The sequence below is a fragment of the Streptomyces sp. CNX435 genome, from assembly GCF_059570575.1.
On the sequence record NZ_JCANTA010000005.1, the window covers coordinates 356421 to 382777 of the forward strand.

The following is a 26357-nucleotide window of genomic DNA, read 5'->3' on the forward strand; positions in this document are numbered from 1 at the left end:
CCCACTGGTGGGGCTCCTACCTGGCCGTCATCCGACGATGGGAGCACGTGACCGGAAGGGCCGCGCCCTGCCCCACCCAGCCCGGCACGGGCCGGCTGTCCACCGGCTTCGTCGAGTGGATGATGGGCCTTCCCCAAGGCTGGGTCACCGGCGGCGAGGGGCTGCCCTGCGGCAGCCAGCTCCGTCTCCTCGGCAACAGCGTCGTCCCACACCAAGCCGCCCGCGCCTTGGAGATCCTTCTCCCCGCCGGTGTCCCCGCACATGTTCCTGCTCAGTGCGCCAGCCCGCGAGCGGAGACCGAACGATGACCGCGGTCCAGCCGCCGGACGACGGGGTGCGGGACCACGGGCTTGACGCGGTGCCCGAGGTGGAGCGTCCATGGTCGCCCCCCGGTCCGGCAACTGGCACCCCGCCGAGCCCCACCCCGCCCACCGTCAACTCCCGGAAAGGAAGAGGCGGACGTCCCCGCTCCGCGGAGCGGGGACGTCCCGCCACGGACAGTGCGGATCGGCTGCTGACCGTGGGGGAGGTCGCGGCGTGGCTCAGGGTCAGTCAGGCCAGCGTCAGGAACAAGTACCGGCTGTGGGGCATCCCGCCTCAGAAGGTCGGGCGCCTCCTGCGATTCCGCGCACGCGACGTCACCCGCTATCTCGACAAGCACTACGGCTGACGCGAGCCCGCGCCGGCCTGCGAGGAGGATGCAGGACCGGTGGCCACCGTCTACCAGCGCTGCAAGAGCGACAAACGCAACAGCAACTACCCCTGTACACGAGACCGCTGCGGACACCCCTGGACCGTCCGCTACCGCGAGCAGGGGGGCTCGCGAGCCGAACGCCAGCCCAGCTTCGAGAAGAAGACCCAGGCCGACGCCTTCGCCGCACGACTGGAACGTGACAAGTACGAGGGCTTCTACCTCGATCCCCAGCGCGGCGACATCCCCCTGCGCGAGTACGCCCCCGACTGGCTGGCCCGCCAGATCATCGCCGACGGCACCTGGCGCAACTACGAGAGCTTCCTGCGCATCCACCTCCTCCCCGCCCTGGGCGACAAGACCCTCATCGGCATCCAGACCAAGGACATCGAGACCTTCGTAGCCGCCATCAGCAAGAAACTCGCCCCGACCACCGTCCGCGACCGCATGAAGATGGTCACCAGCATCTTCAAAACCGCGATCAAGGAGAAGCGACGCTCCGACGACCCCACCGACGGCATCAAGCTCCCGCGCGCCGGATCCCACGCGGTCGACCAGGACGAGATCCCCACCCTCTACGAGGTGGACCTCATCGCCAAACAGATCTCCCCCCAGTACCGGCTCACCATCTACCTCCAGGCCGGGGCCGGGCTGCGGATCAGCGAGACCCTCGCCTTCTCTGCCGACTGCCACCGCGACGGCCTCCTCCGTATCCGCCGCCAGGTCAGCGCCAAGGCCCACCGCGAGGACTGCGTCACCCGGTTCATCCCGCTCAAGCACCGCGCCGAGAACGAGTACCGCGACATCCCCACCCCCGCCTTCCTCGCCGACGAGATCGAGATCCACCTACGGCAATGGGGCACCAGGACCGCGGACGGCGTCGAGACCCTCTTCGCCCCGCGCGAGCGCGGCAAACGCACCATGCCCACCGCCGTCACCTACGGCTACCACTTCCGCAAAGCACTCACACAAGCGGCCATCGTCAAGCCGGACGGCAGCCCGAAGTACACCCCCCACGGCCTGCGGCACTTCTTCGCCTCCACAGCCCTGGCCCACGGCATCCCGATCCACGAGGTGTCCCGCTGGCTCGGCCACAAATCGATCAAAACCACCGTCGACGTCTACGGCCACCTCGTCCCCGCCTCCTGGGACCGCTGCCGAACGATCATGCACAACGCCCTGCGACCGGACGCACCCGCGGCCGAGCGTAGGGGCGTAGAGCGGGGCCCCGCTGGCCCTGGGGATCCAGCGTGAGGGGCCATGGACCCGCTGTATCCAGCCCAATCCTCCGGCCTTCTTAACCGCACGCCTGTTTGTCAGTAGCGTTGAGCGAACGCCGATGGGCGCTCCGTGGGTCCAGGGGGTGGGGGAACGTTGGGGAATCGTCCGACGGACTGGCACGTACTGGACCTGGACGAGGATCCGGTGCCGGGTGATCCGGACCGGGTGAAGCAGCTCGCCCGGGAGTTACACGACTTCGCCGACGACGTCGGCGACGCGTTACGCCAGATAAAGGGCATGGCGGGCGAGGACGCACTCCTTCGGTGGGCGGGGAAGACCGCGAAGGCGTTCCAGGACGAGTTCGAGGAAGTCCCCAAGAACCTGAAGAAACTCCAGCGCTCGTACGACCTGGCAGGCGACGCGCTCGCCGCGTACTGGCCGAAGCTGGAGCGCGCCCAGTCCTTGGCCGACAGGGCGTTAGCCAGGGGCCGCGAGGCCCGCAACGAGCTGTCGTCCGCGACCGGCCGGCTGGACTCGGCCACCTCCTGGGTCGAGCGTGCCACCGCGAAGACCGAGGAGTACGACGAGAAGGAGGGCAAGGACAAGCCCGACGACTCCGAAGTCCGCGCCGCCACCCGCAATGCCACCGACGCCAAGTCCGCCCAGTCCAGCGCCCAGACGGCCGTCGACAACGCCGAGTCCGGCCTCGAAGCGGCGAAGAAGTTGGCCGCAGACGCGAAGAAGATGCGCGAGGACGCCGCGTCCGACGCCAAGGACAAACTCGACGACGCGTCCGACGCGGGTATTCAGAACCGCAAGTGGTGGGAGAAGGCGGTCGACTGGGTCAAGGACAACTGGGACACCATCGTCAACGTCTGCAAGGTCATCGTCGCCGTCCTCGGCATCGTCGTCCTCATCATCGGCGGCCCCCTCGCGCTGGTCGTCCTCGCCGCCGCCCTCGTCGTCCTCGCCGACACCCTCGTCAAATACCTGAACGGCGAAGCCTCCCTGTGGGACGTGGCGTTCGCCGCGCTGGATTGCATCCCCGGCATGAAGGGCTTGACCACCCTGAAGGGCCTGACCAAGGGCCTCAAGGGCGGGCTGAAGGCAATGAAGGGCCTGAAGGCCATGAAGGCCGGGCTGCTCGGCCTGGCCAAACGCGGCCGCGGCATGCTCGACGACGCCGCGCAGGGCGCCCTCAACCGGTTCAAGAACGTCGTCGCCAAGCTGACGGACCCCGTCGACCTGGCCACCGGGCAGATGTTCCTCGACCAGACGGACGTCGAGCTGCCTGGCCTGCTGCCGCTGGCGTTCACCCGCCGACTGGGCTCGACCTACCGGTGCGGCTGGTGGTTCGGCCCCACCTGGGCCTCCACCGTCGACCAGCGCCTCGAGGTCGACGAAGCGGGCGTGGTGTTCGTCACCGAGGACGGCCGGCTGCTGTCGTACCCCCACCCACAGGGCCCTGACGCCTCCGTCCTGCCCGACCAGGGGCCACGGTGGCCCCTGGCCCGGCTGGTGACCGGCTGCTACACGGTCGCCGACCCCGTCACCGGCCACACCCGCCGCTTCTCGCCGCCCGACGCCGACGGCCTGGCCCTGATCGAGCAGATCGCCGACCGCAACGGCCACGCCGTCGACTTCACCCACGACGAGGCCGGCATGCCCACCGACATCCGCCACTCCGGCGGCTACCACCTGAAGCTGACAGCCGACGACGACCGCATCACCAGCCTCGCCCTCGCCGGCGCCGCCGACGACGGCACCGACGTGGTGATCAAACGCTTCGGCTACGACCCGGACGGCAACCTGGTCGAGGACGTCAACTCCTCGGGACTGCCCTTCAGGCTCGCCTATGACCAGCGGCTGCGCGTCACGTCCTGGACGGACCGGAACGAGCGCCAATACGACTTCACCTACGACGAGCGCGACCGGTGCATCGCCGAGGGCGGCGAGGCCGGCCACCTGGCCGTGACGATCGACTACGACGGCAGCGACCCGGACTGGCCGGGCTGCACCGTCACCACCCTGACCACCGCCGAGGGCGCCGCCACCCGCTTCGTCGTCAACGACAGCTGTCAGATCATCGCCGAGATCGACCCGCTCGGCCACACCACCCGCACCGAGTACGACACCGATCACCACCTCGTGGCGAAGACCGACGCCCTGGGCCACACCACCCGCTACGACAACAACGCCGCGGGCCAGCCGGTGCGGGGCGTCCAGCCCGACGGTGTGGAGATTCATCTCGCCTACGACGAGCTCGGGCTGCCCATCCGTACGGAACTGCCCGAGGGCCAGGTCTGGGCGTGGGAGTACGACGAGCGCGGCAACTGCCGGGCCACGTTCGACCCGATGGGCGCGGCGACACGGTATGCCTACGACTCGAACGGCTGCCTCGCGGCCGTCACCGATCCGGAAGGCGTCACCACGCAGGCCCGCTGCGATCCCGCCGGCCTGCTGACGGCGCTGACAGACCCGCTGGGCAACACCAGCCGCTACCACTACGACGCGTTCGGCCGGGTCTGCGCCCTGACCGACGCCCGGGGCGCAACGATTCGGATGTGGTGGTCCACCGAGGGCCACCTTCTACGCCGGGTCAGCGCGGACGGCGCGGCGGAGACCTGGGTCTACGACGCGGAGGGCAACTGCCTCCAGCACACCGATCCCGCCGGCGGCATCACGCGCTTCGCCTACGGCCCCTTCGACGTGCCGGTGGCCAAGACCACCCCGGACGGCGCCGAGTGCACCTTCGACTACGACGACCAACTGCGCCCGACGAGGGTGACCAACGCACTCGGTCAGAGCTGGTCCTATCGCTACGATCCGGCCGGGCGCCTGATCGAGGAGACGGACTTCGACGGACGACGCACCGCCTACCGCTACAACGCGGCCGGAGCGATGGTGCAGCGCACGAACGCCCTCGGCCAGACCATCAAATTCTCCCGGGACCCGATGGGCCGGCTGACCGAGAAGCGCGTCGACGGCGTGGCGAGCACCTTCACCCACGGCCCGGCCGGTGAACTCCTGTATGCCGCCGGCCCGGACTGCGAGGTCATCCGCGCATACGACGGCTGCGGCCGCGTGGTCAAGGAGGCGACCGACGGGCGCGTCACCAGCTACACCCACGACGCGGCCGGCCGCAGGACCAGCCGCCGCACCCCTTCCGGCGAGGTCACCCGCTATGCCTACGACCCGGCCGGCAACCTGGTCGCGCTGACCCCCGGCACAGGTCCCGACCTCGCCCTCACATACGATCCGGCCGGTCAGGTGCTGTCCCGCGCCTTCGGCGGCGCGCTGGCCGTGGAGCACGCCTGGGACCCGGTCGGCCGGCTGACCAGCCAGCACGTGCTCGCCCGCGGGCATACCGTGCGGACACGCGACTACCACTACCGGCCCGGCGGCGCGCTCACCGCGGTCGACGACCAGGCACACGGACGCACCAGCTTCCACCTGGACGCCGCCGAGCGCGTCACCGAAGTCCGCGCCCCCGGCTGGCAGGAGACCTACGCCTACGACCCGGCCGGCAACCAGACCGCGGCCGCATGGCCCGAGCAACATCCGGGCCGCGAGGCCCAGGGCCCGCGTCACTACTCCGGCACGCACATCTCCGCCGGCGACACGCGCTACGAGTACGACGGCGCCGGGCGGATCACCACGCGCATCAAGAAGAGGCTGTCACGCAAGCCCGACGTGTGGCGCTACGAGTGGGACGGCGAGGACCGCCTCGCCGCCGTCACGACCCCGGACCGCACCCGCTGGCGCTACCGCTACGACCCGCTCGGGCGCCGCATCGCCAAGCAGCGCCTGGCCGCCGAAGACGGACGCGTCGTCGAGGAGACGCACTTCGTCTGGGATGACACCACCCTCATCGAGCAGACCTCCGTCAGCCAGGACCTGCCCCACCCCGTCACGCTCACCTGGGAATACGACGGGCAGCATCCGATCACGCAGGCGGAGCGCATCACGGATGACACCTCGCAGGAGGTGATCGATTCCCGCTTCTTCGCCATCGTCACCGACCTCGTAGGCACCCCCACCGAACTCATCGACGAGCAAGGCGCGATCGCCTGGCACCCCCGCCGCACGCTGTGGGGCGGCACCGCGTGGTCCGCCACCAGCACCGCGTACACCCCGCTGCGCTTCCCGGGCCAGTACTACGACCCGGAAACCGGGCTCCACTACAACTTCCAGCGCTACTACGACCCCGAGCTGGCCCGCTACCTCAGCCCCGACCCACTCGGCCTTTCCCCGGCGCCCAACCCGGCCACCTACGTCGACAACCCGCACACCTGGAGCGACCCGCTCGGCCTGTTCCGCTGCGGGCTCAAGCAGCCCGACCTGGGAACGACCATCCCCGTCCGCCGCCCCGCCTCGGTCGGCACCGCCGCCTCGCACAGCTACAAGAAGACGTTCTTCAACGCCTTCCCCCACCTGAAGGGGAAGGTGGTGGTGCATCACGCCATCGAGCAGCAGGCGCTGAAGAAGTACCCTGGCCTCTTCACCGCGGACGAGATCCACTCCCTGGAGAACCTGCGCGGGATCCCGAAGGGAGCCATCAACAACGCGGTGCACCTCAGCGAGATACGCAAGTCCTGGAACACCTTCTACAACGCGAACCCCAACCCCACCCGCCAGCAGGTGCTGGATCACGCCACCCAGGTCGACGATATGGTGGGCAGCTGGTTCACGCCGCGCATCAGGTGAAAGGCAAGGTCGCACGACATGTGGCGCGAGTTGGTCGAATCCCGAAGCGACGAGGCGGAGCTGAACGCGCCGGCAGGCGAAGACGACCTCGCTGGCGTCGAGCGCACCGTCAACCAACCCCTGCCCGCCGACCTGCGCAGCTTCCTGCTGGAATCCAACGGAGTCAGCGACGAGTACGGCACCGAACTCGTCTGGCCCACGGCCACGATCATCCGGACGAACGTGGAGTTCCGGCAGAACCCGTCCTTCGCCGAGCTGTACCAGCCGTTCGACGACCTCCTGTTCTTCGGCGAGAACGGCGGCGGAGACCAGTTCGCCGTCCGCCCGGACTCCGGCAGCGGAGCGATCTACGTCTGGAACCACGAGACGGACGAGCGCACCCAGATCGCGGAAAGGCTCGAAGACTTCCTGATCAGATCCCTGGAAGCTGACGGCGAAGACTGGTACCGCGAAGCCTGAACCATCCCCCTGCTGCTCATAGCGCTCACCGTCGTGATGTTCACGAATGCCGTCCGGGTGTGTCCAGTAGACGGATCTGTCTCGTATCCGGTGGTGACGGAGCGTCGCGGTTATCCGGGGAGGATGCGGTGGCGCAGGAGGTGGAAGCTGGCTCTGCCGTACATCGCGCTGGTGATCCAGGCGGTGAGAGCCGGGCCGTTGTCGTGGCGGGGGGTGAGGAGCTTGGCGAAGCTGTCGACGTGGTCGAGGAGGAGGGTCATCTCGGTGCAGGCGGCGGCCACCTTGGCGGCGATCTCTTGCTGGGCCTCGCTGCGGTTGTCCGGACGGGTGAGCAGGACGCGGGCGAGCCGCTCCGGGGACAGGGGGCTGCGGTCGGCTTCGACGCGGCCCTGGTTGATGTACTTGTACAGCAGGTTCAGGCTGCCGGTGTAGCCGAGGGCCTTGATCTCTTCGAAAAGGTGCTGGACCGCAGTGCCGGGAGCGTCCTGGCGGCGCCGGCGGAGGTGCTCGCGGCGGATCGCGCCGGCCCGCGCGGCGGGGTCCTTGCGGGCATCGACCGCCATGCGGGTCGCGCGCTCTCGCAGTTCGTCGGAGTACTTCCTGGGCGCAGGCATGAGCGGGATCCTTCCGGGCTTCGATGTCTCCATCAAACCCGGCGCGGTTCACCTCGATGACGGTGTGGGCCTTGCCCAGCTCGGCCTCCAGCTTCGCGACCTTCGCCTCCAGCCGGGCAATCTCCCTCTCCCGCGGATCAGCCTTGGCCGCCCGGCCGGCGCGGCCAGTGCCTGCTTCGCGCCCCGGTCCCGCTGCTGCCGCCAGTTCGTGATCAGCGACGAGTACAAGCCCTCGCGCCGCAGCAAGGCACCCTTGCCCTGCTTGCCGAGCGCGCCGTACTCGGCCAGGATCCTCGCCTTGTACTCCGCGGAGTACCGGCGCGGCCCCGCCGAACGAGGTTCTACCTGCGGATCAGGGGTCCCGCGGTCGTTGGTGCTCACCTGGGGCACTACTCCTTCTCCACCCTCGACTCAACGAATCATCCAGTATGCCTGACTCGATCAAGACTGACAGAGAGGGCGATGTACACCCGGATGAAGCGGTTCTCGCCGCCCCGCCCCTCGGTGGCACCGTGATGGCGTTCGCCCTCCTCAGAGCGCAGTCTTGCAACGCGACACGTCAGCCGCCGGGGCTACGGGTGGTTCCACCAAGAATCCGTGATGTGCGAGACGGAGGACGGACAGGCAGTCGGCGGCGGCCGGGGCTACAGGCCGCGGCGCGAAACCGCGCCGGCCCGGAGCGAAGCCGTTGCTCGCGGGAATCCCGCCTGCCGTCCCTTGCGCGGCAATATGGCGCGAAGGAGACGAAACCCGCCGGCGTCGTCGCGCGCGAAGGCCCGCCCTCGATGAAACGGGAGCCTGAAATCCACCTCTCACCCCGACTCTTCACCGGATACGGTGAACTCATCATCGAGGTTGACCAGGGGTGCGGCGTGAGCGTGGTGCAGATCCGATCCGTTCGGCGAGTCCTTGAGGAGAGGTTCTCTGGGCTCATCGACATGTCCGACGTGACGCACCTGTCCGGTGACACTCTCCATCAGCGCTTCCTGAGCCGCGCCCTGGCCGCCCTGGCCGTGCAGATCGAGCACCAGGGAAGCGACACCGCCTGCGGCCAGGCGGTGTTCGACGGTGAGGACGACCGTGGACTCGATGCCATCGCCATCGACCGTCGCCCGCGACCTGCTCGCATCTGCCTGGTGCAGGCGAAGTGGAGCGACAAGGGCAAAGGCGGCTTCACCGAGGCCGATGCGCACAAGATGATGGAGGGTGTCGAGCTGCTCCTCGATCTCAAGTTCTCCAAGTTCAATCGGCGGTTCCAGCGGCACGCCAAGGTCCTGGACGAGTGCTACGACGGCAAGACGGTGGCACCCAAGATCACCCTCGTTCTCGCCCTGATGAGGACCGAGCCGATCAGCCGCGATGTGCGCGAGCTGCTCGAGCGAAAGATCAAGAAGCTCAACGACGTCGAGGAAATGGTCGACTACAAGGTGCTCGACCTCCGCGACTTCCACCGTGCGGTCCTCGGAGATGCCGCGGCCCCCAAGGTCGACTCCACGATCCGGCTCGAAGGCTTCGGTCAGGAGACCAGCCCGTACAAGGCGTTCTACGGCACCATGACGGTCCCGGAAATCGCAGAACTGTACGGGGAGCACCGTAGAGGGCTGTTCGCACGCAATATCCGGGACGCCCTCGACCTGACCGACGTGAACGTCAAGATCCGCAGCACGCTGACCGATTCACCCGAGCACTTCTGGTACTTCAGCAATGGCATCACCATCCTCTGCGAGACCATCAAGGCCACCCGCAAGGCGGTGCCCGGCGGTGTCGGTGACTTCCTCGTCACCGGCGCGAGCGTGGTCAACGGGGCGCAGACCGTCAGCGCCATCTACAAGTCGTACAATGAGAACCCCGACGTCTCCTGCACTGGACGGGTTCTGGTGCGGCTCATCTCGCTGGAGGACTGCCCTCCGGGCTTCGGCGACCAGGTGACGACCAACACCAACACGCAGAACCCGATCGAAGAGCGGGACTTCAAGTCACTCGACCCAGTGCAGAACAAGCTGCGCGACGAGTTCGCCCTGGAACTGAGCCTCGCCTACGTGATCAAGCGGGGCGAGAAGGAGCCCGACGCTGAGCACGGCTGCACACTAACGGAGGCCGCGGAGGCACTCGCCGCTGTGCATCCCAATGCGGAGTACGCCGCCATCGCCAAGCGTGAGCAGGGAGAGATCTGGGAGGACGATACCTATCAGGCTCTCTTCGGGAAGAATCCGGATGCACGTCGGGTGTGGCGGTGCGTGCAGCTGCTGCGGGCGGTCCGGGACAGGCTGCAGGAGAAGCGGGAAGAGCTCGTGTGGCGTGCGGCGTCCATGGCCAGCTATGGGGACCTGCTCGTCACGCACGTCGTCTTCCGGCAGCTCGACACCCGCGAGCTCACGGAAACCGGCTTCGACTGGGACGCCCAGCTGAAGCGCGTGCCGAAACTGGTCGACGAGGCACTGACACGGTCGCTCCAGGCCATCGACCTCGAGTACGGCCCCACCAGCCACATCATCGCCGCGGTGCGCAACAGGGAGCGGATCCGTCAGGTGGCCCGCATGGCCATGCGCGGCATGCTGTCCGACGAACCAGTGCCGGAGCTCATCTCCGACTACCAGGCGGCGCCTCAGGCCGGCCGCCAGGTCAACGCTGTGAAGACCCTCATCGAACTGGGCACGATCGAGGAGGGCACAGTTCTGGAATTCCGGCCGCACTCCGCCCCCGAGCGTCGGGAGATGACGGAGTGGCTCGCCGAGGAGCCGAGCCGCGCCCAGGCTGTCTGGAGGAACAGCCCCAGTGACCAGTTGCAGTGGCGCTACGACGGAAAGTGGTACTCGCCGAGCGGGCTGGCGCGGAAGATGCGCTACGAGGTATCCGGTGTCGACCGCGCCGCGCAGGGTCCGGTGCGGTGGTTCGTGCCGGAGGCAGGGTCGCTCGCGGAGCTCGCGGCGCAGGCCCGTGCGGAGGCGGACCTGTTGGTCGGGGTCGAGCCCGGGGTGGCACCGAGTGAGGAGACCGACACACCGGGAGCCTGACAGCCACGCGGCGGCGGGTCACCGGCGGGCTCTTTGTCAGTGCCCCGCAATACGGTCACGCAGAGCCGGAGCCTGCGTGACGCCCTCCCGGGCGAAGTGCTGCCGGGCCGTCCTTACGGTCGTAGGATCGCCGGGTGGCCAGAGCGGCGACGATTCTGTGGTACCTACAGAGATGGTCGCTGCCGGTATGACTGAGCACGGGAAAGAGAGCAGCACGCGTATGGAGGAACTGACCTTGGACCTGGATATCCCGCAGCAGCCCGGAGGGAACGCGGGTCAGACGGCGGGCGAGGATGAGTCCCAGGTCGTCGCCCTGAAGGAGGGCGAGGTCGCCGACTACATCAGCGGCAAGGCGATCAAAGAGACACCCAAGGAGAAAGTCCGCCAGCGCATTGCTCGCGCGCTCGTCCACGAGTACGGGATCGACCCCGGCGACATGAAGCGTGATTTCGTCCTCACAGTGAGTGAAGAGGGCGCCAAGCGGAAGCGCACCAAAAAGGCTGACATCGCGGTCTTCGAGTCGGGCATGCCCCCCACCACCGCCAACCTGCGCCGGGTGGTGATCTGCAAGCCCGAGCCCAAGCAGACCAAGAACGTCTTTAAGCTGCGCATGCCCTACCAGGCGCGGAAGGACCTGGAAGAGCTCCAGGAACTGATGGGCAATGACGGCCGTCCGCTGTGCGCACACGGCATGTGGACGGACGGCGTCGACTTCTTCTTCCTCAAGAAGGTGGTCGACGACTTCGGTGTGAAATTCGAGGACCGCAGCGACTGGGAGATCACCGACGGGACGGATGGCAGCCGTACCGTCGCCTCGCACCAGCGGCTGCGGCTGGCCGAGCCGGAAAGACTCAAAGCCGCCTTCCAGCGTTGCCACAACTACATCCACGGCAATGAGGGCATGCCGAAGGACGCTGCCTTCTGGCAGTTCCTCTACCTCCTGTTTGCCAAGATGTACGACGAGCGCGTCAGCCGGGGCACGGGTCATGGAAGGTTCCGCACCGGCCTGAAGGAGATGTTCGAGGAAGACGGGCGCGCCGCCATCGGCAAGCGGGTGCGGAGCCTCTTCGAGGACGTCAAGGTCGAGTACAGCGAGGTCTTCAAGCCCACCGACGAAATCACGCTATCCGACCAGGCGCTCGCCTTCATTGTCAGCGAACTCGCCCATTACGACCTTAGCGCCTCGGACATCGACGCCAAGGGCATCGCCTACCAGGAACTCGTCGGCACCAACCTGCGCGGAGATCGGGGGCAGTACTTCACCCCGCGTGTCGCGGTCGACCTCATGGTGGAGATGCTCGACCCGCAGGAGGACGAGACCGTCCTCGACCCGACCTGCGGCACCGGCGGTTTCCTCCAGGCCACGCTCAAGCACCTGCGCGACCGCTGGAAAAAGGAAGCGGGCACCTTCGGCTTTCCCGATACCGAGGAGGAGAAGGAGCGCTACGGCGATCTACTCAAGGACTATGCGGACAAGCACCTATTCGGTGCCGACTTCGACCGTTTCCTGGTGCGGGCCACGACCATGGACGTCATGATGCTCGCGCAGACCACGGGTAATATTTTCCACATGGACTCGCTCGCCTTCCCGCGCGGACACCTCGCAGACGTCGCGAAGGCGAAGAAGATGATTCCGCTCGGCGAGACAGTGGACGTGCTGCTGTCCAACCCACCGTTCGGCGCGGACATCCCGATCAGCGATGAGTCGGTGCTCGGCGACTTCCGGCAGGGCATCGCCAGGTCGTGGGGACGTGACCCGGTGACGGGAGAGCCCACCGCAAGCACGACCAGCACGCCGAAAAGCATGGCTCCCGAGCAACTCTTCATCCAGCGGGCCATCGAGTGGGTCAGGCCCGGTGGACGGATCGGCATCGTCCTGCCTAACGGCATCCTGTCGAACCCTGGTCCGACCGACGAGGCGATCCGCCGCTACATCCTGGAGTACTGCTGGGTCCTCGCCAGCGTCGAGCTTCCCGTGGAAACCTTCATCGTCGACGCCAACGTCAACATCCTCACTACGCTGCTCTTCCTGAAGCGGAAGACCAAGCGGGAGGTGGACAACTGGCGGCTGAAGACAGAGAAGCCCTACCCCGTCTTCATGGCGGTCGCCGAGAAGGTCGGCTTCGACCGTCGGGGACATGAGCTGTACAAGCGCACGCCCGACGGCGAACCACTGGTCGAGACCTCGGTCGAGGTCGAACGGCTCAACATCCGAGGAAAGAAGGTCGTTCGGCCGCTGACGCGCAGCAAGAAGGTCATCGACAACGATTTGCCGGTGATCGCGGAAAAGTACCGGGAGTTCCGGGCCAAGTACCCGGTTCCGGGTGCTGACCCGCGCGAGGCTGCGGGGGCGGGCGCATGAAGGTCGCAGACCTCGCCAACCCGGTGACGTCTGGCTGGTTCAAGGACCAAGGGCTCCGACTGGACGCCTCGCCGTACGTCTCGGGCGCGCTGGCGATGAAGGAAATGCTCAAACGCGTTCCGGAAACGGACCCACTGGAGAGCCTGACGGCTGGGCACAACGGAGGGGTCTTCAACGGGCCCATGTTCCGGCGGGTCTACCTCACGGATCCCGAGCACAGTGTGCCGTTCCTGGGGACGAAGGACATGATGGCGGCCGACCTCACCGGCTTGCCTCGGTTGCGGAAGACTGACGCGGAGTCGGCAGCGCTGTCGTATCTGGAGCTCAAGCCGGGCATGACTCTGATCTCGTGTTCCGGGTTCAACGCCGGCAGGCGCGCCTACGTCCGCCCGGACATGAGGGGGATCTGGTCCTCGCAGGACACCCTTAAGGTCGAAGCTGATCCGGACAGGATCAAGCCGGGGTACCTGTACGCCTTCATGCTCAGTGAGTTCGGCGAGGTGCTTGTACGGGGCTCGGTCTACGGGTCGGCCGTGAAGCACATCGAGCCGCACCACCTCGCATCGCTGCCCGTGCCGCGGTTCGAGGCAAAGTTTGAAGAGCGGATCCACAAGCTGATCGAGAAGAGCGCGGAGCTGCGTGCTCGCTGCCAGAAGGATCTGGTAGCCGCGACGAAGGACTTCTTCGACAGCAATGGGCTGTCCGAGCTGAACGAGGTTGGCTGGCACCAGCAGGAGCGGGATCTCGGGTTCGCGGTGGAGAGTGTGGGGACGACCTCGCTCCGGGCTCTGAACTTCGCGCCTAGGGCACGGAAGTTGCTGGAGAAGCTCGATTCGGTACCGGGCAATACGCTAGGGGCGATCTGCGCCGGCGGGCACCTCGGATCGGGCGTCCGGTTCAAGAGAGTTGACAGTGAACCCGAGCATGGCGTCCAACTGATTGGGCAGAGGCAGGGATTCTGGCTACGCCCGGAGGGTCGTTGGATCAGCGCAGCACATGCACCCCGAGGGATCTTCGCGAAGGATGAGACAGTCATGATTGCGGCCCAGGGAACACTGGGTGAGAACGAGGTGTTCTGTCGACCACTGTTCATCACGGGCAAGTGGCTCGACTTCGTGTACACACAGCACTTTCTCCGCATCGTCAGCGGCGACCCAGAGATCTCCGGTGCCTACCTCTTCGCCTTCTTCCGCTCAGAAGCTGCGTTCCGAGTCCTGCGCTCCCTGAGCGCCGGCGGCAAGCAGCAGGACATCCACGAGTCCCTGCGCGCCGAGATCCCCGTCCCGCTCGCCCCGCCCGCCGACCGCGCCCGCATCGCCGCCACCGTCCGCTACGCCTACAACTGCCGCGACCGCGCCGACATCTTGGAAGACAAGGCGCTCACGCTGCTCACCGCCGCCATCGAGGAGGCCGCCGGGTAATGGGTGCCAGGATCGTTGCTGTTGGGGACGCCGTTAACGATGCCGAGCGGAGGGTGATCGCACACCTGCGTGATCACGCCCCCGACGACTGGACGGTCCTGCACTCCGTCGAAATCCCGAGCCGGGACCGAGATCGGCTCTTCGAGGTCGACCTCGTCGTGGTGACCGGGCACGCCGTGTACGTCATCGACGTTAAGGGAACCTACGGCCGGATCGAGGCCGACGGGAGCCGCTGGTACCCGGCCCGCCGCGCCCCGTTCCGCAGCCCGGTCCCCAAGCTGCAGAGTCACGCCAAGCAGCTCAAGACGATCCTGGAGACCGCACACCGGCCGCTCTCCCGTCTCTACGCCGATGCCTTGGTGGTCCTGACTGCCCCGGACGCCGTCCTCATCGACTCCACCCCGCTGCAACGCGACGTGGAGGCCACCGTCGGCCTAGACGGCCTGATCGCGCGGCTGGCCGATGCCGGCCGGGTGCCGGTGGCGTTAGGCCGGTTCGACACCGACGTCTCCGCCCATCACCAGGCGATCGTCAGCGCGGTTCGCGGCGCCTCCCGCGTGCCCTCCGGCCCACTCCGGTTTGGCAACTGGCAGGTGATCGAGAAGCTCAGTGAGTCCCAGCACGCCGAGGGCGTGGACGTCCTCGCGGAGTACCGGGCCAAGCACGCCCTGATGGTGCAGGGGTCGGGAACCGTCCGGCTTCAGGTGCGCAAGACCGACCCGTACGCCCCGGAGGCTGAGCGGCTCCTCGAGCGGAAGCAGATCGGGATCGCCTACGAGGCGCTCGGCAAGCTGCCCTCGCATCCCAATATCGTCGGGGTCCGGGATTTCCTGGCCGACGACGACCAGGGCGTGTGCGTCACTGTCTTCGAGGATGTTCCTGGCCATGCCCTGAAGCTGCACTTGACTGGTGGCGGCAGCGCCGACCCACTGACCGCCGACTCCAAGCTGCGGACGATCCGAGACGTCCTGCGCGGTCTCGCCCACGCCCACAGCCGCCGAATCGCCCACCGCGAGCTGATCCCGTCGAACATCCTGATCGCCCAGGACGGCCGGGCGATGCTGACGGGCTTCGAGTACGCCAAGACCGCGCAGCGCCGCATGCACACCGTGGGCCTCCAGGCACACCAGGTTGCCGACCCGGCGTATCTGGCTCCTGAGTGCCACGCCGACTCCTCCGCCATGGGCATGGCGGCGGACGTGTACGCGGTGGGGGTGATCGGATACCAGCTTTTCACCGGCGAACTGCCCTTCTCCTCAGCCACAGAACAGGCAGGTGCGGCCGGGCGGCTGCCCGCCGGGGGGCTGGAGGACGCCGGGGTGCGGGTGGAGCTCGCGCATTGGCTCCAGACCCTGTGCGCCACGGACCCCGCCGCACGGCCCACCGCCGTTGAGGCGCTGCGCCGCCTCGACCTCGCCGTCGGAGCGGGCAGAACGCCCTCCAAGCGCATCGGTTCCTCCGCTGCGCAGGCTCGACCGCCCACCGCCGGCAGTGGGCCGGAGAACCTGGACGCCCCACGCGGCCCCGAGTTCTACCGAGATCTGCCGGCCGATTTCCAGCTCGGCACGAAGTACCTGGTGCGCCGGAGGCTCGGCCGTCCCGGGGCATTCGGGGTGGCCTACCGGGTGTACGACACGATCAGGAGCGTCGACCGGGCGGTGAAACTGGTCCTGCGGGACCGGGACTCCGTCCTGGAGCGGCTGCGCCGTGAGGCCGACGTCCTGGCACGGCTCCAGGGCGCGCCGCACCCCAACGTGGTGGCAATGGTGGACGCCGACCGGCTGCCGTCCCCGGACGAGTACCCGTACCTGGTCTTCGATTTCATTGACGGCAAGGATGTCGCCGAGGTGATCCGGGGCGGACGGCTGGGCGCGGCGGACGTACTGCGGCTCGCCATAGACACCGCGCGCGGACTGCGGCACATCCACGACCTCGGTGTGTGGCACTGCGACATCAAGCCGGGCAACCTGCTGTGGACCGACGACGGCGTCAAGCTGATCGACTTCGGGATCGCGAAGACCTCCGACTCCTCCGAGGGGCACACGTACACTAGCCCCCGTTACAGCCCGCCCGACCTCGACCAGGTCCCCGCCGACGCAGGCGGGTACACCGACCGTGACTTGTTCGGGCTCGGCGTCACCCTGTACGAGGCACTCACCGGCGGGAACTACCCGTGGGACGCCAACCGTCCCATTCCGGGCGTCCGGCCCATCGATCCTCGGACCGCCTACAGCGGTTTCGGCGACCTCGCTCCCGGCTTCGCCGACACCATCCTGCGGGCGATCTCGCCGTACCGGGGCGAGCGGTTCACCACCGCCGAAGAACTGCTGCGGGTCCTGGAAGACCTCCAGTCCGCACGGGACGCCTCCGCACCCTCCTCACCCGCACTCTCGCAGGTCCCACCAACCCCGCCCGCCGACGTCGGCCCTGGGGCCGGGGAGTCTTCTGAGCCGAACGGCAATCCGTTCGTCGCCCACCTGCAGACTCTGTACAGCCAGAGCCGCCGCTCTAACCGCGGCACCCGTGGTCTCGACCCGCGTGCCACGTCCGTGTACATCGAGACCGCCCTGGACCGCGAGCTCATCCCCGCTCTCCGCCGGGGCGAGCACGCGCTTGTCGTGGTCACCGGCAACGCGGGCGACGGCAAGACCGCCTTCCTGCAGCGCTTCGAGCGTCAGGCCCACGAACTGGGCGCCGACTTCGGTCCGCAGCGGCCCAACGGCAGCGACTTCACACTGGAAGGACACCGGTTCCGCACCAACCACGACGGAAGCCAGGACGAAGGCGACACCGCGGGGAACGAGGTCCTGGAGGACTTCTTCGCCCCCTACGCCGGCGCGGCGCAGGAGGAGTGGCACAGCATTGAGGGCGAAACACGCCTGATCGCCGTCAACGAGGGACGGCTGATCGACTTCCTTAGCCACCGCCACGACCGTTATCCCCACCTCGCCAAACTCGTCAACCTGGGCCTTGCCGGAGGCAGCACCGGTCAGGCTGTCGCCGTCGTCAACCTCAACACCCGCGATGTGTCAGCCCGGTCCATCGACTCCGCCGGCGTCCCTCAGGACGGTGAGTCGCTCCTGGAGCGCATGGTCGACCGCATGACCAACGAGGATTTCTGGGAGGACTGCGCGAGTTGCGACCTGGCCGCGGTTTGCTACGCCCGGCACAACGCCCAGACGTTCCAGCACCCGTCGGCCGGACCTCAGGCCAAACGGCGCTTGCGCCGGGTGTACGAGCTCACCCAGCTCCGAGGCAAGCTCCACATCACCCTGCGTGACCTGCGCTCCGCGCTCGCCTTCACCCTCACTTCCGGCCGCGATTGCACCGAGATCCACCAGCTGTACGCGGACGGAGATGTTCGCCGCATCCTCGACGCTTTCTATTTCTCTGCGCACCTTGGCACGCCCCCGGCGGACGACGGCACCCCGCGCGAGCGCGACCGCCTGCTCTCGCTGCTCCGTGAGGCGGACGTGGCCGCCGTCCCCCAGCCCCGGCTTGACCGTCGGCTGGACTACTCCGGCCTATTGGAGGACGGGGCGCTGGTAACCGCGGACGGGAGGGGCGACCGCGACCGGGTCCTACTCTCCGGGCAGTTCGCCGAGCTCGCCCGGTCAGGCGGCGCCCACGGGACCCGCGCCGCCGAACACCGCCGCTACTTGGACGCCGCCCGCCGCCTGCTCTACTTCGAGCTCCACGACGAGAATCGCGCTCAGCGGATGCTGCCCTACCCTTCCGTGCTGCGCTTCATGGACCTCCTGTCCGCCGACGGCGACCTCGCCGAAGAACGTGACACGCTCCTGCGCGCCCTCAACCGGGGAGAAGGCTTGATGGCACCCGAACGCATTGGGAACGCCCTCGCCCTGAAGGTGCGCGAGGTCACCGGCGGCACCGTTCGCAGCTTCCGCCGCTTCCCCGCAGAGGGGTTCCGCCTCGCACCGGGCGTCCCACACTCATCCCCGTACATCGAATCCGGGCGGACCGCGCTGCGTCTCAGCTACCAGGATCCGGCGGGCCGCCAGGGTGGCACAGCGGAGCTCGACATTCGACTCGACCTCTTCGATCTGCTGCAGCGCTTCGAGCGGGGCTACCGGCCCTCGGTCGCCGACCTCCAGGGACAGCAGCTGGCACTCGCCGTCTTCAAGAACCGACTGTCCGCTGTCCCTTACCAGGAAGTACTCCTCACCACGCACGGGCACGACCTGCACCGTATCCACCGCAGTGAGGACCGGGTCTTGCATATGGAGGAAGTGCCGGCCGGGCCGTCCGGCGACGGACAGGCCGACGGGGACATCGAACAGCGCGGCACCGACACCGACCGGGCGCAGGAGGAGGCGGCGACATGGCGCTGACCGGATCGCTCGGCACATTCCACCACCCCGGCGTCAGCCGGATCGACTACAAGCCCCTGGACATGGATCGGGTCCTCACCGCCCTCCTTGCGCGGCTGTGGCACGACGGCAAGCCCAGCAAGATCAGCCGGGACAAGACGCTCGATGTGGAGGTGTTCGTCAAGCTGTTCCTGGAACACTCCGAGGCGTTCGACGGCTTCGAGCGTGAGACCACCGCCCGATGGACCGCCACCCACCTCCTGGACCTGGTCAACCGAGGAAGGGCGGACGAGTCGGTGGCGGGCCCCCGGCCGCTGCACGGTTTCGTCTACCGGTTCCGCAACAGCCGCAAGTCCCGTCCTTACGGGGCCGACGAGCAGTTGTACGAGATGCTCGCGGCTGACGAAGGGGCGCTGAAGGGGCTCCGGGAGTTCTTCTTCTCCGACGTCGACCGTTCCACCGGCGAGATCATCCCGAGCCCGGACACCGACGTGGAGACCCAGGCGCTGCTGCACCTGGTCGAACTGGCCGGCGGGCAGATGCAGGACCGGCCGGACAGCAGCAAACCTCGCACCCCCCACCCGCCGCTCTGTGCGGAACCCGCGCAGCTGCTCTGCCAGGACGTCATGCGGCTCCTCTACCACCAGGACCACATGCCGCGCACCGTCCTCGTTGACCACCTCAAGACGCTCCTCGCCTTCCACCTGGCGCTCTACCACCTCCGCATGGTGAAGCTGCTCCCCGCCGCCCTCGCGAACGGCACGGCCCCGGCGGCCTGCCGCAAGGGCCACACCAGTACGATGGCGGCCGACCGCTGCCCGCACCAGGTACGCCTCTTCCTCGATGTGGAGGGCGCCCCCGGCACCCGGTCCGCTGCCCTGGCCGAACACAGTGCGGACATCTGGTATCGGCGGATTCCCCGCTTCGTACAGGCCACCTTCCAGATCAAGAAGCTGGACGAGTTCGCCGCGGACCTCGCCGCCCAGGATGATGGCCCGGCCCGGTCTGGTGGCAGGAAGTACGCCACCCTCGACGAGGCGCTGAGGCTGCTCGGCAAGTCGTACGCCAAGAAGCGCGACTCCTTCTTCCAGCAGCGCGCCACCCGGGTACGGGACGAGGAGAAGGAGCTTCCTCCCGAGGTCAAGGGGATAACCCAGTTCAATCTGGACCCTTTCGACGAGTACACCGAGATGCTCATGCATTACCGGGGCCGCTACTACCGGGGCCAGTTCGTGAAGTGCCTGGATTCCATGCTGCTCAAGCACCGCCCCGGCGCGCTGGTCACCCAGCCGCGCGGCGGACGCGGTGGTGACGTCTCCGCCCGCCGCTTCATCCTGGACGCGCGCCTCCTCGAAGTGCTGCTCCAGGTGTCCCTCCTCCGCGAGGCGGCCGACGGTTCAGGGAATCTCGCCACCGCCCCGATGCGGGTGGACGAGTTCCTCGCTCTTCTGCGGGACCGTTACGGGCTCCACATCGACCGGCTCCCGGAGGGCGACGGTTTCACCGGAGCCCACCTCGACGACCAGGCGGCGCTGCGCGCCAACTCCAAGGCGTTCCTCAACCGGCTGAGGGAGATCGGCTACTACCAGGACATGTCCGACGCCTACCTGACGCAGACCATTACCCCCCGTTACACCATCGGCACCGCGGCACGGACAGGAGCCACCCCTCGATGAGCAGCGGCACGACCGGAATGATCGAAACCACGGCCAAGGACCTGCGCGACGCTCTCGAAGGCGTCCTCGTGCCCCGGCTCTCCGCGCTCGTTGCGGCACGAGGTGCTGGGCACTGCATGCGGATCACCGAGGTGGACGCCGAACTGGCGACGGTACTGGCGCGCCGTCTTCGGGGGGCTACCGGCCCTGACGCCACGGTCTGCCTGCTCCTGCCCGAAGCCGAACTCGCCCCGGGCCGACCGTTCCACGACGTGGGCGTCTCCAGCACCAAACTGGTCGAACTCCGCAACAGGACTGAGGGCGAGGGCGTCCTGCCCGGACCGCTCCTGGTCTTCGTCCCGCCCGGTACCAAGGTGAGCGCAGAGGACTCCTTCGGCATCGCGACCTTCGAAGAGGTTCCGCTCGGCGACGCCTACGCCTATCTCGCCGAGCACCTCCTCGACCAGGCCCCCGAGCGGCTGCGCCCAGGAATCGACGCGCTGTTCGCCACACTTCGCGGCCTCCCCGGCACTCGGGGCGGCGACCGTGCCGTCGCCCAGTATCTCCTTACCCTCCTGGTCAATGACTACCGTGAGCAGGTAGCCGGGGCGGCGGTGTATCACTTCGGACTCGTGCCGGATTTCGAGCTGTTCAGCGACCCGGACTCAGTCTCCGAGCGCGTGGCGAAGAACCATCGCCTGGTGGCGCAGCTCACCGCCTCGCAGCGCTCCGAGCGGCAGCGCGTCCTCGACCTCGGCCTGAGTGACCGCGACTTCGCTTCGCATCTCGCTGCCTTCGCCTCCCGTTGCGGCCTTGAGGACCCGGCGGCATGGACGCGCCGCATCGTGGTCGAGCGGGAGAACTGGCCGCTGTCCTTTGGCAACTGGCACATCGAAGAACGGCGGCGTGCCGCCGTCTCCATCGACGTGCGGGACCTTGGCCTGCCGACTGTCGGCGACAGCGCCGAGGATGCTCATGCCCACCCGGCCCTCTCTGCCATCGTCGGCCAGCCCTACTTGCTCGCCGGCGAAAAGGGCGCACGCACTCTCGCCGTGCGCTTCGCGGTACAGCCCGACCCCCGCAAGGTGGAAGGGCTGACACGATTCCGCGTGGAGATCGTCTCGGAGACTGGCGGCCCGATCGGCCGGACTGTGCACAAAGGCAAGGGCACGCGCCCGAAGGCCGAGTACGAGGCGACCCTCATCCACCTCAACAGGGTCGACTGGGAGGAGGGGTGGCACTACGTGAGGGTCGTTCCTCTGGACGCGGACGACGAGCCCCTCGACGTACTCCCCGGTGCACACGACCTGCCCGGCGGTGAGAGCGAACACTTCTACGTCGTTCCCGGCGGGGAGATCGAGGAGCCCCCGGAGCGCAGTGCTGGGCGCTTCGCTGGAGTCGCTCAGGCTCTGAGGTCCCTGCAGCTCGACGCCCTGGCCGCCGCGGAGGATCCCGCAGCCGTCACCGCCCTCGACGCACGCTGGCGGCCGGTCACCGCACGCAGCCCTCATAAGATCCTGAACGTACGGATCCAGACCGCCGGCATGGGTGAGATCCGGCTCTCACCGCTGCTCGTACGGGCCCAGCAGGATCTCCTTGCCCGGCCGGACGACACCTCGCTGCGCCGGATCCTCTTGCGACCCGACGGCACCGCGGAGATGCCCGCCGGCACCGACGAGGAGCTCCAGGACGCTCTGACCGGACGGGCATCCGAGGCGTATGACGACTTTCTCTCCGCCAGGCGGACCTATTTCGCCGCGATCGGCGGACAGACCGACCGGATGGCGCAGGACCGTCCGGCCGCAGCGGACGGACTTCTCGTCAGCGAGGCCGTCGACTTCGAGCGAGTCAGGGACGAACTCGCCGCGTATGCCGAGGCGTACGCAGAGCTGGTCGACGCCCAGTCGCTCCACGCTGAGCGGACCGGCGAGACCGGGCGGGGCCACGCTCTGACAGCCCTGGCCAGGATCCAGCAGATCGACTGCGTAGCGGCGACGCTTACGGACGGCATGGGGCGTCGGGACACCGTTCTGCTCGTCTCCCCGACCCACCCTCTGCGGGCTCTGTGGCTGGCCGCATGGTCCGCCCTGGGCCTGGACTGGACACGGCGTCTGGCATCCGGCGACAAGCGCGCGGTCCTCGTAGCCAAGGACTCCCTCACGGAGACCCTGGCCCCTCTGGGCTTCCCGTTCGCTGTCCCGCGGCAGGACGGCCGTCTGATGGCCGCCGCTGACAACCTCACCCCGTACTGGGGTGCCTATCTCCCCAGCGAGACGGCAGACCCCCGCGGCCTGCTCGGCAGGCTCGCCACCGCACTACACCTGCCGCCGACGGGTACCAGGTCTGCTTCCGGCGCTCTGTCCGGGGCGGCGCTCGCCGACCGTATCGAGCGGTACGTACGGCTCCATCCGTACGTCCGCACGCTCGTCATGAACGTCGTCAACGCCGGCCGCGCAGAGATCGTGGCCGACGCCCTCCTCGAACTGCAGCGCCGCGATACCACCCGTGACCTCGCCTACGACATTCGTCTCTGCGCGACCGACCCGCAGGCCCCGGAGACCGGCGAAGCGCTGATGGAACTGCAGAGTGCGCAGAGTGCGATCACATCCGCCGAGGCGGAGGCATTCCTGCACACCACCGGCTCCGGGCGCACGGTAAAACTCGTCCACTCCGTGCGCTCCGTGGCGGAGTTCACCAGCCAGGCCGATGATTTCGACGCCCACCTGACCGTCCTCATCGACGCGTTCGGTGGAGAGCAGCACGCCGCCACCGCGCACCGGGGCATCGCCCACGCCCCAGTCCACGGCCTGGTTCAGACGACCGCCGTCACCTACGAGGACAACGAGCAGCAGATCGTCTGGCGCACCTCCCCGCGGCACGGCAACGCCCTCGCTCTGGAGGAGGCCGAGGACCTCGCGACTCTGATGAGCCGCCTGCCCAGGCTGCTCACCACCGCGGCCGCCTGTGTGGCCACCTCCGGGCAGGCCCCGCGGAGCGTGCCGTGCACCGTCCTCGCCCTGGATACCGCCGACCGTGCCCTGCTCTACCAGGCCCACGAGACCGGCGACTGGGTAGTCACCATCGACCGGACCCTCGGCCTGGAGTACTTCGACCATGCGGGACGGCACGGCCGTCCCGAGTACGTAATCGACTACGCGCCCTCCGCCGGCAGCGGACTCGGGCACCAGATCATGGTGAGCTCGAACTCGGTCGACGAACTGCGCACCCTGCTCGGCCCGACCGCGAGGCAGCACGGTCTTATCGTCGAGGAACGCCACCTCGACACCTTCTTCGACCAGCTGCGGCTGCTGTCAGGGAACTTGGCCTTCAAACTCGCCTCCACCGCGCCCAACCAGCGCACCGAGGTCCTCGGACTGTCGCTGACCCGCCTCTACCTGGACTACCAGGATGTCCTGCGCAACCAGATCGTCGTCCCACTCGACGCCCACCCCGAGCTGTACGCCGAAGCCCGCCGCCAGGCCCGCGAACTCGGCGGCTCCCTCTCCTTCCAGCGCAGCGACCTCGCGCTCTTCCATCTCAACGCCCGTACCCGGACTGTCACCTGCCGTCTCGTCGAGGTGAAGTGCTACACCGCGCTCGACGACATCAGCGACTACCAGCGGCTCAAGACCAAGATCGGTCAGCAGCTGGAGCGCAGCCAGACCGTCCTCGCCGAGTCCTTCGACCCCGCGCACGGTACCCCGGACCGTGTCGACCGCCCGGTCAAGAACCTCGCACTCGACACGATGCTCCGCTTCTACCTGGAGCGCGCTGCCCGGCACGGTGCCATGGACCGGAGCGCCCGCGAGGCTGCGCACGAGGTGCTCGACACTCTCGATGACGGCTACCTGCTGCGGTTCACCCGGAGCGGCCTGATCTTCGACCTGGCCCGGTCGGGAACAGATCAGGAAACCGACGGCGGAGTGGAGTTCCACCGGATCGGCAGCGACCTCATCAACGAACTGATCGAGGCGATCCCCACGGTGCGGCCCGGCCTGCAGGCCGCCCAAGACTCGGCCGCGGAAGAGGGCACAGACGAAGAGCCGGCACCGGAAGGATCCGCTACAGCGCCCACGCTGGCATTGCTGAACCTGACCGTGCCCCGCCTCAGCGACGCGAGCTTCCGTGCGGAGGAGCCCCAGCATACGGGGCAGCGCCGCTCTGCCGAGCAAGACAGGAGCGCAGAATCTGGCGAGGCAGACAATCCGTTGGACTCGGCCGAAGGGCAGGCCCCGCAGTCCCAAGACCAGACGGCGTCGTTGCCGGACGAGATCTCCTCGACCGAGGCAGAGCCTGAGCCTGCGGCCGGGGCGTCAGCCCCTGCGGAAGCCAGGGAAGCTCATGCGGCCACCGAGCTGGACCGGACCAGCTTCCACAACGCACCGACCGCCAATGCCCCGAGGCAGTCGGTGCCATCCGCGCCCCGGGCCGATGCCGGAGCCGCACCGCCCGACGTCTTCCTGGGTGTTACTCGGCCCTCGCGGCAGTACGGAGTTCTGGGTGAGGCGGTCGGCCGTACAGTTGCCGTGGACCTCGATGAGACCCACACCATCAGCCTCTTCGGAGTACAGGGAGGCGGTAAGAGCTACACCCTGGGCACCCTCATTGAGGCAGCGTCACTGTCAGCTCCGCCCGTCAATCTCCTTCCGCACCCGCTGGCCACCGTGGTCTTCCACTACAGCAAGACCCAGGACTACGCCCCCGAGTTCACCTCGATGGTGCACCCGAACGACGACACGGCCCAGCTGACGGTCCTCAAAGAGCGATACGGGGCGGAACCCCGCGCCTTGGGCGATGTCCTCCTGCTCACGCCGGAGGCTCAGGTCGAGGTGCGCAGCTCAGAGTTCCCGGGAATCGAGGTGCGTCCACTGTCCTTCTCGTCGTCCGAACTCAAGGCAGAACACTGGAAATTCCTCCTCGGAGCCGTCGGAAATCGCTCCACCTACATCAAACAGATCGGCCGAGCCATCCGTAAGCGTCGAGGCGACCTGAGCCTCGCCGCTATCAGGCAGGAACTGGACGACTCGAGGATGCCCGACCACATCAAGGACCTCGCTGAGGATCGACTCGACCTCGCCGAGGAGTACATCGACGATCACGTCCGGCTCAGCGACCAGATCCGGCCCGGCCGACTCATCATCGTGGACCTGCGCGACGATCTCATCGAGAAGGACGATGCCCTCGGCCTGTTCGTCGTCCTCATGCAGCTCTTCGCCGACGCCCAGGACGGCGACCGCCGATTCAACAAGCTGGTCGTCTTCGACGAAGCGCACAAGTACATCGACAGCCCCGACCTGGTAGCGGGACTCGTCGAATCCGTCCGCGAGATGCGCCACAAGGGCATGAGCATCCTCGTGGCCAGCCAGGATCCACCGTCTGTACCCATCCAGCTGATTGAGCTGTCGAACCACGTGATTCTCCACAAGTTCACCTCTCCGGCTTGGCTCAAGCACCTACAGAAGGCGAACGCTGCCCTGTCCGGCCTGACCTCGGAGCGGCTGGCCCGTCTCGGCCCCGGCGAGGCATACGTCTGGTCAAGTAAGGCCACCGATCAGGCATTCACCCACGGCACCGTCCGCATCCAGTGCCGCCCGCGCGTCACCCGACACGGTGGAGGAACCAAGACGGCATCGGACGGCGGGTCTTAGCGGCGAGAACATCAAGCGGCACTTCTCGGTGAGGCGTATCCCCAGGGACAGGTGCACCGACGAAAGCCCGCCGACCAGCTTGCTGTGGGTGGCGTGAGGATCTCCCTCGCGCTACACAAGACCGTTTCCTGTGTTGGCGGCTCCTTGGGGTCGGGAAAGAGCGCCCCGTCTTGCACACGAGCCGTATGCCGGTGGCTGCCCCGCTGGACCCTACGGCCGGGCTCAACGGGCGGC

At 67.8% G+C, this 26357-nt stretch carries 12 protein-coding genes; 11 read left to right on the forward strand and 1 reads right to left on the reverse strand.

The genetic code is table 11. From position 1 onward, the window contains the following. Positions 1-47: 47 nt before the first annotated feature. The 5 genes from T328_RS12575 to T328_RS12595 all read left to right on the forward strand — a co-directional run bounded on the left by T328_RS12575 (position 48) and on the right by T328_RS12595 (position 7078). Entirely contained in the window at positions 48-308 is a 261-nt protein-coding gene (locus tag T328_RS12575; RefSeq protein ID WP_496496098.1) for a hypothetical protein, read from the forward strand. Then, positions 305-670, forward strand: coding sequence for a helix-turn-helix domain-containing protein (locus T328_RS12580; RefSeq protein ID WP_496496060.1), 366 nt, complete (start codon positions 305-307; stop codon positions 668-670). Before T328_RS12575 ends, T328_RS12580 begins: the two co-directional genes overlap by 4 nt. A gap of 39 nt (positions 671-709) precedes the next feature. After that, positions 710-1945, forward strand: a complete 1236-nt coding sequence (locus tag T328_RS12585) for a tyrosine-type recombinase/integrase (RefSeq protein ID WP_496496061.1) — start codon at positions 710-712, stop codon at positions 1943-1945. Positions 1946-2065: 120 nt separating this feature from the next. Then, positions 2066-6619 (forward strand): RHS repeat-associated core domain-containing protein, encoded by a 4554-nt coding sequence (locus tag T328_RS12590; RefSeq protein WP_496496062.1) that lies wholly within the window; start codon positions 2066-2068, stop codon positions 6617-6619. An 18-nt stretch (positions 6620-6637) separates the two neighbouring features. Further along, positions 6638-7078 carry an SMI1/KNR4 family protein gene (locus tag T328_RS12595; protein WP_496496063.1) on the forward strand — a complete coding sequence of 147 codons (441 nt, stop codon included), beginning with the start codon at positions 6638-6640 and terminating at the stop codon, positions 7076-7078. Between the two features lie 110 nt (positions 7079-7188). Here the strand turns inward: T328_RS12595 and T328_RS12600 are convergent, their stop codons facing one another. Beyond that, on the reverse strand, positions 7189-7692 hold the full coding sequence (locus tag T328_RS12600; RefSeq protein WP_496496064.1) for a hypothetical protein: 504 nt from the start codon (positions 7690-7692) through the stop codon (positions 7189-7191). Positions 7693-8630: 938 nt separating this feature from the next. Between T328_RS12600 and T328_RS12605 the strand changes: the two genes are divergently transcribed. The 6 genes from T328_RS12605 (at position 8631) to mads8 (ending at position 26123) form a co-directional block, all read left to right on the forward strand. Further along, positions 8631-10706 (forward strand): AIPR family protein, encoded by a 2076-nt coding sequence (locus T328_RS12605; protein WP_496496065.1) that lies wholly within the window; start codon positions 8631-8633, stop codon positions 10704-10706. 220 nt (positions 10707-10926) lie between these two features. Continuing rightward, a complete protein-coding gene (mads2, locus tag T328_RS12610) occupies positions 10927-13068 on the forward strand; it encodes a methylation-associated defense system DNA methyltransferase MAD2 (RefSeq protein ID WP_496496066.1) in 2142 nt (713 codons plus the stop codon). Next, positions 13065-14489, forward strand: coding sequence for a methylation-associated defense system restriction endonuclease subunit S MAD5 (mads5, locus tag T328_RS12615; protein ID WP_496496067.1), 1425 nt, complete (start codon positions 13065-13067; stop codon positions 14487-14489). Before mads2 ends, mads5 begins: the two co-directional genes overlap by 4 nt. A gap of 53 nt (positions 14490-14542) precedes the next feature. Further along, positions 14543-18841 carry a methylation-associated defense system protein kinase MAD6 gene (mads6, locus tag T328_RS12620; RefSeq protein WP_496496068.1) on the forward strand — a complete coding sequence of 1433 codons (4299 nt, stop codon included), beginning with the start codon at positions 14543-14545 and terminating at the stop codon, positions 18839-18841. After that, positions 18832-20496: a methylation-associated defense system protein MAD7 gene (mads7, locus tag T328_RS12625; protein ID WP_496496069.1), complete on the forward strand. Its 1665-nt coding sequence runs from the start codon at positions 18832-18834 to the stop codon at positions 20494-20496. The genes mads6 and mads7 overlap by 10 nt, the downstream gene beginning before the upstream one ends. Then, a complete protein-coding gene (gene mads8, locus T328_RS12630; RefSeq protein ID WP_496496070.1) occupies positions 20493-26123 on the forward strand; it encodes a methylation-associated defense system ATP-binding protein MAD8 in 5631 nt (1876 codons plus the stop codon). Before mads7 ends, mads8 begins: the two co-directional genes overlap by 4 nt. Positions 26124-26357: the final 234 nt, after the last annotated feature.